Raw genomic sequence first — 13,675 nt, 5'->3', positions numbered from 1 at the left:
AAATGATACCATAGCGATGTCCCTGCGATTTCGTCAGCTACAGGCTTTTCACGCCATCATGGAAACCGGCACTGTCACGGGTGCGGCCTCGGTGCTTGGGATTTCACAGCCCGGGATCAGCAATCTGTTGGCACAGCTAGAGCGCGAAGCGCGTTTGCCGCTGTTTGAACGCAACAAAGGCCGGTTGCTGCCTACGCCAGAAGCTGAACTTCTATACCGCGAGGTTGATACGGTTGTTCGGGGGCTGGATCACGTAGCGCAGGCGGTCACGGATCTGCAGAACAAGCATCCGGGTCAATTGCAGATCGCCGCACCACATCTGCTATCCTTCGGCTTCATGCCGCGTGAGATCGCTCGCTTCGCAGAAAGCCGCCCGAACCTGTCGGTGAGTTTTCAGTCGCAGTATTCCTCGAAGATTCAAGAATGGGTAATCTCTGGCCTGTTTGAGATCGGCATTGTCGAGATGCCCATTCTGCATGACACACTGAACTATCAGGTCTTTGAGTTCGAAACGCTGGCGACCTTTCCGGAAACCAGCCCTTTGGCAGATTATGATGTGCTCACACCTGAAATTCTTGAAAACGAACCATTCATCGTGATGGGGCCAGAGCATCAAACCCACCGACGAACTCGGGACATCTTCCAATCAGCGGGGCGCAACTGGCGGACCCAGATTCACACCCATCTGTCAGAAAACCTGCTAAGTTTCGTCAAGCAGGGCATGGGGGTCGCGATGATCGATCCCTTCACTGTCACCTTTGACGACGAGAGCGGGTATCAAACCCGCCCCTTCCGACCGGCTGTGATGCTTGATCTGGCCATTATCACCGCGAAAGGGCGACCCCTATCAACGATTGCACAGGATTTTCTGGCTCAGCTAACCCCTTCGATCGCTTCTTATGCCACCCATTCCGAAACCGGTGCAGCGGCCTCGTGAAGCGGTTGTGAGTAAATGTCGACCAATGTCGGGCCATCATGCTCGATAGCCTGTTTCAGAACTTTGGACAGGTCTTCGGGATCTTTGACAGTCCATGATTTCACACCAAAGGCGCTTGCAACAGCGGCGTGGTCGGTGCGGTTGAAATCAACATTGTAGTATCTCTGCCCAAACCCTGCGTCCTGTCCGGCCTTGATCCAGCCAAAGACCGAGTTCGAGAATACAATTGAGGTGATCGGCATGTTGTGCCGCACCATGGTTTCGAACTCACCACAGGCAAAGCCGAATGAGCCGTCACCCATCACCGACAAGGTTTTGACCGAAGGCCGCCCAATATGCGCACCCATTGCAGCACCCAATGAATACCCCAACGCCCCATGCGCCCGGTTAGTGATGAAATGCCGGCCTGGTGTCCGCCAGCGGTAATGCGCGCTGAAATATGGGCATGGCGTGCCGGGATCAGCGACAACAATTGCATCATCATCCAGGATATCCATTAGCGAAGCCATGACAGCCTCGGGCCGGATCGGCGTTTCTCGGCTGGCTGCAAGCGGGGCAAACGCAGCCAGTTTGGCCGCCCATGCCGCGCTTGATTTGGCCGCCCCGCCCAGCCTGGGCAGGTCTTGGCGTGCCGCCAATGCGTCCGCCAATGCTTCCAGCGCGAGACGCGCGTCAGCACAAATAGCGACTTCGGTCGGATAGTTGGCTCCGATCACCATCGGGTCACTGTCGATATGAATGATGGTGGCATCGCGCGCAGGGCTTCTCCAGCGCTCGGTCGTGACGGATCCTGCGCGACATCCGATGAACAGAACGACATCCGCCGCATCTACCACAGCGCGGGTGGCAGGCACCCCGCCATTCGATCCGACAACACCAAGCGCGAGCGGGTCTGTCTCGGCAATCGAGCCCTGCCCCGACACGGTCGTGGCGACAGGCATATCCAACAGTCCCGCAACCCGGCGCAGTGCGTCGCTTGCCCCTGATAGAACGGGTCCACCGCCACAAACGGCTACGGCGGATTTAGACTTTGAAAGTATCTCTGCTGCCGCCTCGACCGCATCCATGTCGGGGCCTGCACGTTCCGCCGGATAGCTGCGATGTCTTGCATCCGCCCAGATCTCTGCCTCGTCCACCGGCGCTTTCTGAGTATCGAAGGGTAAGGCAAGATGTGTGGCCCCAGGTGTACCGGTGGTCATTGCACGGAATGCCGCCCGAACCATGGCCGGCAATCGTGTGGCGTCATCCAGCGACGCATTCCACTTGGCCAGCGGCTTGAACAGTGCGGGTTGGTCCAATTCGGTCAGCGGGTACTTTCCCCGGCTGGTTGTTGCCACATCCGAGGTGATCGCAAGAATAGGAACCGAGCTTTCGTTGGCTTCGACCACGCCAGGTAGAATATAGGTCGCCCCGCCCCCAGACGGGCCTTCGCAGACACCCGGCTTACCTGTCACCCTTGCATAACCATCCGCCATGTAGGCCGCATGACGTTCATCCCGCGTCAGAATGTGCTGAATACCGTGATCCATCCGAGATAGCGCATCATAGAATGGCAAGGTTGTATCACCACATAGGCCGAACATGTGCTTCACGCCATGCGCCTCAAGCATACGGACCATTGCCTCGGCTCCGGTCAGGTAATTCGTTCCTGTCATGGTCGGCGACTCCCTCGATCCTATCTGTACACAGATCTGTATACAGTTTTGTATATTGATTTCAAGACTGGCCTGTGGCACCTGTGGGGCAACGACCAAAAGGCAATACCAATGGCAGGTCCACGCGTTGATGATATCTACGATCAGGTGAAGGCCATGGCGGTTTCATTCCGCCTGCGTCCCGGCGATCGTTTGAACGAAGTCGCCCTGTCGAAGGAGCTGGGCGTCAGCCGCACCCCTTTGCGCGAAGCACTGAACCGGCTGGTCGCCGAACGTTTGTTCGACTTCCGCCCGGGACAGGGTTTCTTTTGCCGCCCATTGGATGCCCAAAGCATTTTTGACCTGTTCGAGCTGCGCCAAATCATCGAAACCGCCGCCGTCCGCGCAGCGTGCACCAAGGCCACCACAGAACAACTGCAGGCGCTTCACGACGAACTTTATGCGACGGGTATCGATATCACCGGGCTTACCGTTGAAGAGGCCGTCACGCGAGATGAAGCATTTCATCTGGGCATCGCCCGGCTGTCTGGCAACATGGAATTGCTGCAAACCCTAATGCGGATTAATGAGCGCATTCGCTATATCCGATGGATTTCCATGAGTCTGGACCGGGTCCAACGCTCAAAAGACGAACATAAGCGCGTCATGCAGGCCTTGATGAACCGCGACGCTGATGAGGCCGCGCAGGCTTTGGGCACCCATATCAACAAGCGGATGGATCAGGTGCAGGACGCGGTGCGCCATGGGATATCAAGCATCTATATGGAAGGGTCGGACGATATCTCGACCCGCATCATTCAGGAGGCGCAGTCATGATCGCGCAGGGCGGAAAATCCATATACGGCGCATCTGTCGGCATCCTGATGTTGGACGCACAGTTTCCACGTATTCCCGGTGATATGGGCAACGCTCGGACATGGCCGTTTCCCGTGCTCTATCGCATCGTGCGCAACGCCTCGCCTGATCTTGTGGTCCGACAAGGTGCTGAAGGAATGCTTGGAGCGTTCATCAATGCCGCACGGGAACTTGTCAAAGACGGGGTAGACGGGATCACCACCAATTGCGGCTTTCTTTCGCTGTTTCAGGATGAACTGGCCGAGGCGGTTCCTGTTCCTGTCGCGACGTCGTCGATGATGCAGGTCGATATGGTGAACCGTATCCTTCCTGCAGGAAAGCGCGCCGGCATTCTAACCATCTCCGCCTCAACACTTACGGATGAGCACCTGCGAAAGGCACTGGTCCCCGACGGAACTCCAATTGGCACCACCGAAGGCGGCAGCGAATTCACAACCGCTATTCTCGAAAACGCATTGACGCTGGATGTGGACAAAGCCCGCGACGACAATGTCGAAGCAGCGCTTGCGCTGCAAGCGGGCAATCCCGACCTTGGTGCAATTGTACTGGAATGTACAAACATGTGCCCTTACGCGGCGGACATACAGCAAGCGACCGGTTTGCCCGTGTTTTCTATCGTCACTTTCATCAACTGGTTTCAGGCCGGGCTGACGCCGCCAAGGTTCTGATCGAGTGACCCCGTAAGTCCAGAGTAGCCGCCTCCTATAGCCAGATGGCGATTCTGGACCTATCGGCAACAGCTTGACGGTGAACCAGAACCAAGCAATCAACAAACGAAATCGGAACAGCGCCAAAACGATCATCGTTAACCTTAAGGCACCTGTTCTGACGCCGATTAACAACAGTTCAGGAACCGAGAAGCATGACGAAAACACCGATCGAGTTGTTGGCGGCCAGTGCCTCGGAAACCCGCCCAGTTGTAGCGCTGAGCGAAGGCACCGATCCCCGCATTGTTGCCGGAGGATTGGCCGCCCATAAGGCTGGTCTGGCCAATATTATTCTCGTTGGACCTGAGGCTGACGTTAAAGCGGCGCTCGCGGCAGAAGGTGGCTCTGCCGGGGATGGTATTGCCATCCATGATCCTGCGCATTCGGAACTGACTGACGCTTTTGCGGCCGAGTATCATTCTCTGCGCAAACACAAAGGTGTCGATGAAGCCAAGGCACGCAAAGCCGCAGAAACTCCGCTGGTCTATGCAGCGATGCTAGTACGGCTGGGCCACGCAACCGGGACCGTGGGCGGCGCAGTCCATACCACGGGCGATGTCGTCAGAACTGCCATCCAAGTCATCGGGATGAAGCCCGATGCTGGAATGGTATCCTCGTTCTTCCTGATGTACCCACCCGAGGCCGCCGCTGAGGGCGCTCGCGCCATGCTCTATTCAGATTGCGGCTTGGTGATCGATCCGACATCCGAAGAACTGGCAAACATTGCGGCCGCTTCAGCGGTGTCCGCGCGGGCATTGCTGCAGGAAGAGCCAAAGATCGCAATGTTGAGTTTCTCAACAAAAGGCAGCGCCCAACACCCCGCGGTGGACAAGGTCGTCAACGCCACAGAAATTTTGCGGGCGAAACACCCAGAGTTGAATGTGGATGGAGAGCTGCAATTCGATGCCGCCTTCGTGCCGTCGATCGGTGAGCGAAAATCCCCCGGGTCCTCGGTCGCGGGTCAGTCGAACGTCAAGATTTTCCCAAATCTGGATGCCGGAAATATCGGGTACAAGATGACCCAACGGCTGGGCGGCTATCTGGCGATCGGCCCGGTACTGCAGGGGCTCGCCAAACCGGCCAACGATCTGTCGCGCGGATGCAGCGCGGAAGATGTGACGCAGATCATCGCGGTGACCATCCTGCAGGCGCGCGAACCCTAAACTCGGCAGCTCGCATGCCCCTTCGTGCGGGCTCGCGACCCATTCCTTACAAACGAAAGACTATCCGTTATGGCGTCCGCCGATCCCTCAGACCTATCCCTCACCGAGCGGAGCAAGGAGCGTGTTCGCGCGCTCTTTCCCGGCGTCATGATTGCCGTAACCGTTGCCGTCGCCGCCAAGTTCCTGTCCGAGCATTACGCGACCCCGGCCATGCTGCTTGCCCTTCTTCTAGGGATTGCGGTCAGCTTTCTGGGCGAAGAAGGAAAAACCGTTGAAGGGATCGGATTCGCCGCACGCACACTTCTGCGCCTTGGCGTGGCCTTGCTGGGTGTGCGCGTGTCGATGACCCTGATGCTGGGTCTGGGCTGGGACCTGATTGCCCTTGTGATCGTCGGAGTGCTGTTGACCATAGGTTTTGGCCTGTCCGTAGCTCGTTTTTTTGGCCACAAATGGCGCTTTGCCTTTCTGACCGCCGGTTCGGTCGCAATTTGCGGTGCATCGGCGGCAATGGCGATCAGTGCAATCCTGCCCAAGGACGAACGCTCGGAAGAGCGTCTGATTTTTACGGTCATGGGCGTGACCGTTTTGTCCACCATCGCCATGATCGCCTATCCGATCCTGGTACGCACATTGGGGATGAACGAGATTGCGGGCGGTGTGTTTCTGGGTGGCACCATCCATGATGTGGCTCAGGTTGTCGGCGCGGGATTTTCGATCTCGGAACAAACCGGAGATACAGCGACGCTGGTAAAATTGTTCCGCGTGGCGATGCTGGCACCGGTGGTTTTGGTCGCTTCACTGATTATTCGTGGCTTTGCTGAAATGGACGCAGACGGGAAACGTCCACCGCTGTTGCCGGGATTCGTGTTAGGATTTCTGGTTCTCGCTGCGGCATCCTCATTCGGATTGATCCCGCCAGCGATTTCAGAATTTCTAAGCCAATGCTCTCGATGGTTGTTGCTTGTTGCGATCGCAGCTGTGGGGATGAAGACAAACCTTAAGCAAATCCTGTCGGTCGGTGCAGCCGCAATCGCCCTCATCATAGTGGAGACGTTGTTCATCGCCGTGGTAATTCTGGCCGGGATTAACCTATTAACCTGAAGCAGTTACCAAGAGTTTTCCGCCAACTGCGACGGCTGAACGGCAACCCCTGACAGTCCGGTGCGGGTTTGCCGATTGCCTTCGTTCGCGGTGTTTGGTTCATTGGCGACTGGCGCTTTGCAGCGCTTTTTCGTTCGATTCCGAATGATTCCTCAAGCGAGATGAAGAATATGGACAACACCTTGCCTCTGCCACCTGGCCCGCATTCCGAACCGGGTTTTTGGCTTGATACATCTGAACACCGCACGTGGTTGAAAGATCAGGCTATGCGACAGTTGGCGTTTTTCAGCGCAAGTTGTCGGACCGAGCCAGGATTTTTCATCCTCGACCATGATGGCAGCCCGCTGCCAAACACATTGCAGGAACTGCACACGACTACACGCCTGGTGCATTCTTACGCTCTGGGGCATCTGATTGGATTTCAAGGCGCTGAGCGGATCATCGATCACGGTATGGCCTACCTCAACAGCCACCACAAAGACCGGGATCACGCCGGTTACCTTTGGGCTTTGGATGGCGACAACATCAAAGATGATCGCAAGCTTGCCTACGGGCATGTCTTTGTTCTGCTCGCTGCCTCAAGCGCAAAACAGATAGGGCACCCGGAAGCTGGCAAACTGCTGACCGAAGTCCGAGATGTTTTGGACACACATTTCTGGGATGATGAGGCCGGGTTGTACTGTGACGAGTGGAACCGCGATTGGACGCCGTTTTCCACATATCGCGGAATGAACGCGAATATGCACGGAGTTGAGGCACTGCTTGCAGCTTTTGAGGCGACAGGCGACGAAATCTATCTTACCCACGCCGGTCGTATTCTGGATTTCTTTATCGGCCGGATCGCTCCTGCTGAAAACTGGCGCTTGCCCGAGCATTTCACCTCAGATTGGCAGATTGACCGGGGCTATGCCGGTGACCCGATGTTCCGTCCCGCGGGCACGACCCCGGGCCATTCGTTCGAGCTTGGGCGACTTCAGCTGCAGCATTGGGATTTATCAGGCCGACCAAACTCGGGCGCGCCCGAGTCATCGCGACGATTGATTGAGCAGGCCCTCAAGGATGCATGGCTGCCCGGCGGCGGCATGGCATATACGCTGGATTTTGGGGGTCGGGTCGCAAATGCGTCGCGGTTCTGGTGGCCAGTAGCTGAAGCCATTGGTGCGGTTGGTGCCCTGATCGCACTGGATAAAAGGCAAGAGGATGAAATTTGGTACAGAAAACTCTGGACCTTTGCGAATGAAACGTTCGTGGATCACCAACATGGCGGCTGGTTCCCGGCGGTGGATGAATCCGGTGACATCGTGACATCCATCTTTGACGGCAAACCGGATATCTATCATTCATTGCAGGCTTGCCTGTTCCCGCTATCGGGGCGCTTATCGCGGATGGTGCCGCTTTAGCGCGCGGATTCAAGCAAAGCGAGACCCGCATCGAGCCGGCTCAATTGAAGAGTCGGGGTAAATCTGCTATGTTAAATACATTCAACACCATCCGACGACCTGCGAATTCGGATGCGTTTCTTGACGAACGGATAGGAGAGTTGAATGGCAAATCAAGCACGTGGAAAGCGAACGACCCGAAAGGGCACACTTGAGGTGAGACCACAACCATCGGCCCATTCCGCCCTGAGCGAACGGGCCGGGGCGTCAGGCCTCATGACCCCGCAAATGCTGAGCGAACGCGATGAGCGCGTCTCAAAAACTCGCAAAAAGGGCGGGCCTGCTTTGGAAGAAGATAATTCGGATCAATCCGGCAATGACGCTGATCCGACGGAACTGGATTACTAATCAATTAAGCACATTTTTTTGACATGAATAGATTACGGAGGCTGCTATGCCCTCGACCCATCAGCCAAGGATTTTCAACACAATAAACCTTACGGATTTCGATACTAACGGCCAAACCTCTACTGTGGGCGAGCCGACAGTTTCCAGCAACGGAGGTCAGATTCTGGCCACTGGCAACTGGTATGCAAGTCGGTCACTGGACGGCGGCCAAAGCTGGTCTCACATGAGCCCTTTCACGTTGTTCCCACCTGTTGACGGGGGGTTTTGCTGTGACCAGACCACGATTTACGACCCAAGCCGGGATCTGCTAATCTGGCTGCTTCAATATATCGAACAGGGGGGCACCAACACACTGCGGGTTGCGGTCAAACAAGGGCGCACCTTGGGGAACGACACATGGAACATTTGGGATTTCACCCCCGCCGGGCTTGATCCCGCGTGGAACAATGAGTGGTTCGACTATAACCACGTTTCGTTGTCCGAAAACTATATGTATGCGGGCACCAATGTGTTCTCGGCCGGGGCTAACCAGTTTACCCGCTCGGTCATTCTGCGGATTTCACTGGACGAACTGGCGACCGCGGCAACGCTATCATTCGACATATTCGAAACAGAAGACAACTTTTCTCTGCGCTGCGTACAAGGCGCACGCGGCGCGATGTACTTTGCCAGCCACAACACGAACTCGCAGATCCGCGTATTCAGATGGGCCGAGAACGCCTCGGACGTAGATGAATTCGACATCGATGTCACGCCTTGGTCCGCAGGCAATTATTCCGCGCTGACCACCGGTGGCGACTGGATGTCGCGCACTGATCCACGCATTATGGCTGGTTGGCTGGGACGCGGCGTTCTGGGCTTTATGTGGACAGCTAATCGTCAGACCAACAGGCCACTCCCTTTCGTCAGGACCGTCCGCATTGACGAAGCAACCATGTCATTGATTGACGAACCAGATATCTGGAACAGTCAGATCGCGTTCGCCTACCCCTCAACAGCTGTAAACCGGGTTGGTGATGTAGGGCTTTCGGTCTTTGCGGGTGGTGGGAATTTGCATCCGAGCCATGTTGTTGGCTCATACGACGATATCGATCTGACTTGGCGGCTGGCCCTCGCTCGACGTGGCACAGACACTCCGGGTCTGGGAAAATGGGGCGACTACACCAACTGTGCCGAGGTTGCCGATGATGGCTTCACCTGGCTGGCAGCCGGGTACACGCTGCAGGGCGGGAACACCCAAACTGACATCGAACCAACCATGACCTGGTTCGCACAGCAGCGCTATGACGCACCACGTCGCCATCCGCCCGTTATCGTCTAAAACATTATAACCATTTATAATTCAGGAATATACATCATGCACAGAGCGATTAAATCACAAGGCGTAAAGTCATTCTTGCGGCAGGAAGCCCCCTGGCTACTTATCGCCTTTGTTATTGCTGACCTATTCTACAAATGGGGGTCATTCGCCCTGGAATGCGTCGGCTTTCTGCTGACTTGGTACGTCCTGAGCCTTCTAGCCAGCCTGGTGTCACGTATGCTGTGGGGGGAAAACTCAGCTGTCGGAGATTGAACCATCGATCAATCTTTTTAAGCTTGCGGACTATTGGTTTGCCTCCCGCCCTGGTACATTACGAGTTTGTTGCGCGTAGGTCTGAAATCACTTCGGACAACAGCTCAATCCCTTTTCGGATAGAACCGGGTTGGATTGACGAGACGCCAAGACGAAAGTGGTATCTCCCTGCGGTTTTATTTGAAAAACAGGGCCCGATCGGCTCCACAATAACACCGCGTTTTAGGGCGGCTTGACATATCGTCATGGCATCCAACCGGGCCTCGGGATCAGAAAGCACAAAAACCGTTCCGCCAAATTCGCCCGTTTTCAGGAAATGGGGTAGCTTTTCACGGATCGTCGTATCAGCCAGATGCCAGCGCAGCTCATAATTCTGACGAACCCTGCGCAACAAGCCATCATAGTATCCCAAGTTGATAAACGCGGCAGCAGTGTGCTGAAGGATCATCGGCGGATGGCGCATCATCATGCCCCTGCAATCGCGCGCGGCGTCAATAAATTCTGGCGCAGCCGCCAGATACCCCAGGCGCAAACCTGGTGAAAGACCTTTGGAAAGGCTGCCCAAATAGATCAGTCGATCCGTGTCATCCAGACTGCGCAGCGGCAGCAAAGTAGAATGCCGGTAATCCACATCGCATTCGTAATCGTCTTCGACGATGTAAAAATCATACTCTTCAGCGGCCTGCAGCAATGCCTTGCGGCGACGCTCGGACATCGTGACGGTGGTTGGGTGCTGGCGGTTAGGGGTTACGAATACCAGGTCAGCCTCGCGCAGACGTTCATCGACGATCAGACCCTCGCTATCAATGGGTTGAAACCTTACATTCCCAAAATTTGCCTGAAGGATCTTGCGTGCATCCGGATATCCCGGATCCTCCATAACCGCAGTTTTATCGCGCCCACCGAACAACAGGCTGGTGATAAACAACCCGTTCTGCGAACCCAATGTGATCAGGATTGAATCGCTGGGTTCAAAAATACCGCGACGGGGCAGGATGCGCTGCCGGACTTGCTCGATAAGTTCAAAGCAATCCTCGTACAGCCCGTCCGCAGACCAGATTTTCAGGTGCTTTCGATTCATGGCCAACCGAGTGCATTCGCGCCAATCCGCAACCGGGAATGCGCCATCATCGATTTGGTTGCACACAAACGGATAGTCGTACTTATACCAGTCATTCGGGCGCTGGATGGTTTCGATCTCTTCGGTGCGGCGCAGTTTGTTAAGTTTCTGGCCAATCGATGTGCGCTGTCTGGTGCTGGTTCGCCCAATCGCATCACCGTCCGTGCGAATCCCCACGTCAGAGCAGACATAATAACCCGAGCGGGGCCGGGCCTCGATCAGTTGCTCTTCTTCAAGCTTTCGATAAGCCGCGACGACCGTATTGATCGAAACATCGAGATCCCGCGCCAACCCCCGACATGAGGCAAGCTTTAGTCCAGACGGCATCAAACCTTCAAAAATGAGTCGTGAAATCTGCGAGACGATCTGATCTCGCAAACCGCTGGACTGAGATTTGTCGATGCTCAACCGTTGTGTCATGTCCTGTCAGGCTCTAGTCGCAAATTCTGCGACGCGATTTGCAAACTGTATCCATGTTTTCAAGTGCTCCATGCAAAGTGGAAACGACGCCAAATTCCCAAATTCTGTGCTGGCAATGCTGAAAGCAATAGCGCTCTTACTAAAAGCGGGTTGATGATAACTCAAAAAAGAGGCTTCAGCCAACGCTATGTTTTTAAAGTACTTATACCGACCTGAGATGTGCTTAAGCAACCTGCGCTGCCATTGTTGAACTTGTAACATCTTAACGCTCGGGACTGAATCGCGGCATCGAACAGTCACTTGGCGCGATGAAATCTGTACCCATTATTACAAACAACTGTATCTTTCTCAGTCGAACTCCTTCGCGTTTGCTGTAGCGATCCGGGAAGTTCCATGTCGAAATTAGGGATCACCTGGGCCGTTCGATGCGACTAGGGAGGGAGACCATTCGCATGGTTTTGCAGGAGTGGGATATGCGTCGACTCTGTGAACAGCGATTCAGCAGACGTTTCTCTGATGTCCGTCCGAACCCCGACGCGAAGGGTCCGGTACATCAATTCAGCGCACAGATTTTTTGAGGGAGAACCAGATCCATGAAAAACACAACGAGGTTGGCATGCTGATGCGCGGTCTGGAAAAGCTGACAAGCGCAATCTCAGAAGTCATGGGCCGCATCGGCTGGTTTCTCATCTTGTATTGCATGGCGTTTGGCGTGTCGGACGTATTCATGCGCTATGTACTGAACGCGCCCTCCCAGTGGATCGGCACCACATTGCAAGCTGCGATGGTGTTGTTGGCCTGCACCGGCGGCGTCTATGCATTGCAGCATGACAGTTTCGTCAAACTCGACCTGTTTTATGCAAACGCCAGCAAGCGGTCAAAGGCGATTTTGGATGTCCTGACGGCACCGATTGCAATCCTGTTTCTGGTCGCATTGATCTGGAAGGGTTACGAAGCCGCATCGCTGTCTCTGATGCTTAATCAGAAGACTCCGACATCCATTCCGATCCCGATTTATCCGATCAAATTTGCGATCCCACTTAGCGGTGCAATGGTTCTCTTGGTGGTCCTGAAACACTTGCTCCGCGATCTGCAAACGATCTTCGGGCGCAGTTAGACACGCTGTTCTGGGCGCCTGCAAATACAAACGAAAATAGACTGATCCACTAACGAGGAGGAATTAACATGAAACCAAACAGGTTTGTGCACACAACCATTTGGGCAGGCGCCATAGCCGTGACCGCAAGCATTGCCGTCGCACAAGATGGGCCGCCGGATGAAGTAACCGAGTGGACCTTCCAGCCCGCATTTGACCAGACCGATGCCGGCTGGGACAATGGCCTGATCCCTTGGGTTGAAGCAGTTGAAAAAGCGACTGAAGGCACGGTCAAAATCCGTGTTGAGCCCGCAGGGGCGCTGGTCAGTGGTGCAGAGGCCTTTGGCGCAGCGGCTGCTGGTCTGACCGATGGCTACGCGGGCTGGGGTTCAGTCTATGGTGGCGACATGCCCGAAGGCATGCTGGCGTTTGGCATGGCCATGGGCGCCGACAACACCGAAGAAGCGTGGGAAGTGATGTGGGGCAACCCCGACTACCGCGTTGGTGACATCGTGCAAGAGGCCGCCAACGCGCGGAACCTGCAGTGGGCAGGCTGGACCAACCAGGGACCGAACGCAATGTTCACCAAGTTCCGTGTCGAAAAACTGGAAGATCTGGAAGGCCGCAAGATGCGCGCCGGTGGACCCCAGGCCATCTTCCACTCGACCATGGGCGGCGCGCCGGTCTCGATGAACGGTGGTGAGATTTACACCGCAATCAAACTGGGCACCATCGAAGGCACCTACTGGGATACAGGCGGCATCGATGACATGTCGTTCCAGGAAGTTATCGACTATGCGATCATGCCCGGCTGGAACCCTGCTCAGCACCAGGAGATCTTCATCAACCTGCAGAGCTGGAACGCCCTGACCGACTGGCAGCGCGAAAAGATCAACGGAGTTTTTGAAGAAACCTATTTCGAAACCAGCCGCATGCATGCGGAAGGTGTCGAAGAAGCGCTTCAAATCCTGCGCGATGCCGGTGGTGAAGTAATCGAGCTGAGCGATGAAGAAGTTGCTCGTATGCGCGAGAAATCCATTGCCGAAGTTTGGCCGCAGGTTGCAGCCGCATCCGAGGGCAACGCCAAAGGCGTGGAAATCTTCAAGAGGTTCCTGGAAGACAAGGCGAACGCGCAATAATCCCGCGCAATGTCATCTTTCCAACATAGCTAAAACTCTTTCGCTGGCCCGATCGTCGGGCCAGCGCACCAGACGAGCGCATGTCAGTGTTAAAAGCACTGCTGACACGCAACCCGGCAAAG

13 protein-coding genes are annotated in these 13,675 nt (G+C 55.5%); 11 read left to right on the top strand and 2 right to left on the bottom strand.

Annotated elements, in window-relative coordinates:
* The first annotated feature begins 16 nt into the window (after positions 1-16).
* Complete coding sequence (locus ACR0NM_RS07960) at positions 17-937, top strand: LysR family transcriptional regulator (protein ID WP_170406952.1); 921 nt, start codon at positions 17-19, stop codon at positions 935-937.
* Here the strand turns inward: ACR0NM_RS07960 and ACR0NM_RS07955 are convergent.
* A complete protein-coding gene (locus ACR0NM_RS07955; RefSeq protein WP_480562261.1) occupies positions 898-2,592 on the bottom strand; it encodes a thiamine pyrophosphate-binding protein in 1,695 nt (564 codons plus the stop codon). The two genes, ACR0NM_RS07960 and ACR0NM_RS07955, sit on opposite strands and share 40 nt — an antisense overlap.
* Positions 2,593-2,703: 111 nt before the next feature.
* Here ACR0NM_RS07955 and ACR0NM_RS07950 point away from each other — a divergent pair, with 111 nt between their 5' ends.
* The 8 genes from ACR0NM_RS07950 (at position 2,704) to ACR0NM_RS07915 (ending at position 9,778) form a co-directional block, all read left to right on the top strand.
* The gene (locus tag ACR0NM_RS07950; protein ID WP_170562158.1) at positions 2,704-3,408 is read left to right on the top strand and encodes a GntR family transcriptional regulator; all 705 of its coding nucleotides are present in this window, start codon (positions 2,704-2,706) and stop codon (positions 3,406-3,408) included.
* On the top strand, positions 3,405-4,115 hold the full coding sequence (locus ACR0NM_RS07945) for an aspartate/glutamate racemase family protein (protein ID WP_170611425.1): 711 nt from the start codon (positions 3,405-3,407) through the stop codon (positions 4,113-4,115). The genes ACR0NM_RS07950 and ACR0NM_RS07945 overlap by 4 nt, the downstream gene beginning before the upstream one ends.
* 194 nt (positions 4,116-4,309) lie before the next feature.
* Complete coding sequence (pta, locus tag ACR0NM_RS07940; protein WP_170393785.1) at positions 4,310-5,317, top strand: phosphate acetyltransferase; 1,008 nt, start codon at positions 4,310-4,312, stop codon at positions 5,315-5,317.
* A 69-nt stretch (positions 5,318-5,386) separates the two neighbouring features.
* Positions 5,387-6,418 (top strand): YeiH family protein, encoded by a 1,032-nt coding sequence (locus ACR0NM_RS07935; protein WP_480613975.1) that lies wholly within the window; start codon positions 5,387-5,389, stop codon positions 6,416-6,418.
* Between the two features lie 170 nt (positions 6,419-6,588).
* On the top strand, positions 6,589-7,818 hold the full coding sequence (locus ACR0NM_RS07930) for an AGE family epimerase/isomerase (protein ID WP_480613973.1): 1,230 nt from the start codon (positions 6,589-6,591) through the stop codon (positions 7,816-7,818).
* A gap of 144 nt (positions 7,819-7,962) precedes the next feature.
* On the top strand, positions 7,963-8,205 hold the full coding sequence (locus ACR0NM_RS07925; protein ID WP_170393778.1) for a hypothetical protein: 243 nt from the start codon (positions 7,963-7,965) through the stop codon (positions 8,203-8,205).
* A gap of 46 nt (positions 8,206-8,251) precedes the next feature.
* Positions 8,252-9,526: a hypothetical protein gene (locus ACR0NM_RS07920; RefSeq protein WP_170422523.1), complete on the top strand. Its 1,275-nt coding sequence runs from the start codon at positions 8,252-8,254 to the stop codon at positions 9,524-9,526.
* 36 nt (positions 9,527-9,562) lie between these two features.
* Positions 9,563-9,778, top strand: a complete 216-nt coding sequence (locus ACR0NM_RS07915) for a hypothetical protein (RefSeq protein WP_170422521.1) — start codon at positions 9,563-9,565, stop codon at positions 9,776-9,778.
* Between the two features lie 58 nt (positions 9,779-9,836).
* On the opposite strand, the gene ACR0NM_RS07910 is transcribed toward ACR0NM_RS07915, so the two are convergent.
* Complete coding sequence (locus ACR0NM_RS07910) at positions 9,837-11,318, bottom strand: aminotransferase-like domain-containing protein (RefSeq protein ID WP_170625727.1); 1,482 nt, start codon at positions 11,316-11,318, stop codon at positions 9,837-9,839.
* 616 nt (positions 11,319-11,934) lie between these two features.
* On the opposite strand from ACR0NM_RS07910, the gene ACR0NM_RS07905 reads away from it, so the two are divergent.
* The gene (locus tag ACR0NM_RS07905) at positions 11,935-12,435 is read left to right on the top strand and encodes a TRAP transporter small permease subunit (protein WP_170393772.1); all 501 of its coding nucleotides are present in this window, start codon (positions 11,935-11,937) and stop codon (positions 12,433-12,435) included.
* A gap of 68 nt (positions 12,436-12,503) precedes the next feature.
* Positions 12,504-13,553 (top strand): TRAP transporter substrate-binding protein DctP, encoded by a 1,050-nt coding sequence (locus ACR0NM_RS07900; RefSeq protein ID WP_170509042.1) that lies wholly within the window; start codon positions 12,504-12,506, stop codon positions 13,551-13,553.
* Positions 13,554-13,675: the final 122 nt, after the last annotated feature.

The organism is Ruegeria sp. AF2, from assembly GCF_056542025.1.
The sequence above is the reverse complement of the archived record's forward strand: the minus strand, read 5'-3'. Positions and strand labels throughout refer to the sequence as shown.

Excerpts from the sequence above, each read along its gene's own strand:
- ACR0NM_RS07960 (WP_170406952.1), top strand. The coding sequence starts at position 17 with ATGTCCCTGCGATTTCGTCAGCTACAGGCTTTTCACGCCATCATGGAA.
- ACR0NM_RS07955 (WP_480562261.1), bottom strand. The coding sequence starts at position 2,592 with ATGACAGGAACGAATTACCTGACCGGAGCCGAGGCAATGGTCCGTATG.
- ACR0NM_RS07950 (WP_170562158.1), top strand. The coding sequence starts at position 2,704 with ATGGCAGGTCCACGCGTTGATGATATCTACGATCAGGTGAAGGCCATG.
- ACR0NM_RS07945 (WP_170611425.1), top strand. The coding sequence starts at position 3,405 with ATGATCGCGCAGGGCGGAAAATCCATATACGGCGCATCTGTCGGCATC.
- pta (WP_170393785.1), top strand. The coding sequence starts at position 4,310 with ATGACGAAAACACCGATCGAGTTGTTGGCGGCCAGTGCCTCGGAAACC.
- ACR0NM_RS07935 (WP_480613975.1), top strand. The coding sequence starts at position 5,387 with ATGGCGTCCGCCGATCCCTCAGACCTATCCCTCACCGAGCGGAGCAAG.
- ACR0NM_RS07930 (WP_480613973.1), top strand. The coding sequence starts at position 6,589 with ATGGACAACACCTTGCCTCTGCCACCTGGCCCGCATTCCGAACCGGGT.
- ACR0NM_RS07925 (WP_170393778.1), top strand. The coding sequence starts at position 7,963 with ATGGCAAATCAAGCACGTGGAAAGCGAACGACCCGAAAGGGCACACTT.
- ACR0NM_RS07920 (WP_170422523.1), top strand. The coding sequence starts at position 8,252 with ATGCCCTCGACCCATCAGCCAAGGATTTTCAACACAATAAACCTTACG.
- ACR0NM_RS07915 (WP_170422521.1), top strand. The coding sequence starts at position 9,563 with ATGCACAGAGCGATTAAATCACAAGGCGTAAAGTCATTCTTGCGGCAG.
- ACR0NM_RS07910 (WP_170625727.1), bottom strand. The coding sequence starts at position 11,318 with ATGACACAACGGTTGAGCATCGACAAATCTCAGTCCAGCGGTTTGCGA.
- ACR0NM_RS07905 (WP_170393772.1), top strand. The coding sequence starts at position 11,935 with ATGCTGATGCGCGGTCTGGAAAAGCTGACAAGCGCAATCTCAGAAGTC.
- ACR0NM_RS07900 (WP_170509042.1), top strand. The coding sequence starts at position 12,504 with ATGAAACCAAACAGGTTTGTGCACACAACCATTTGGGCAGGCGCCATA.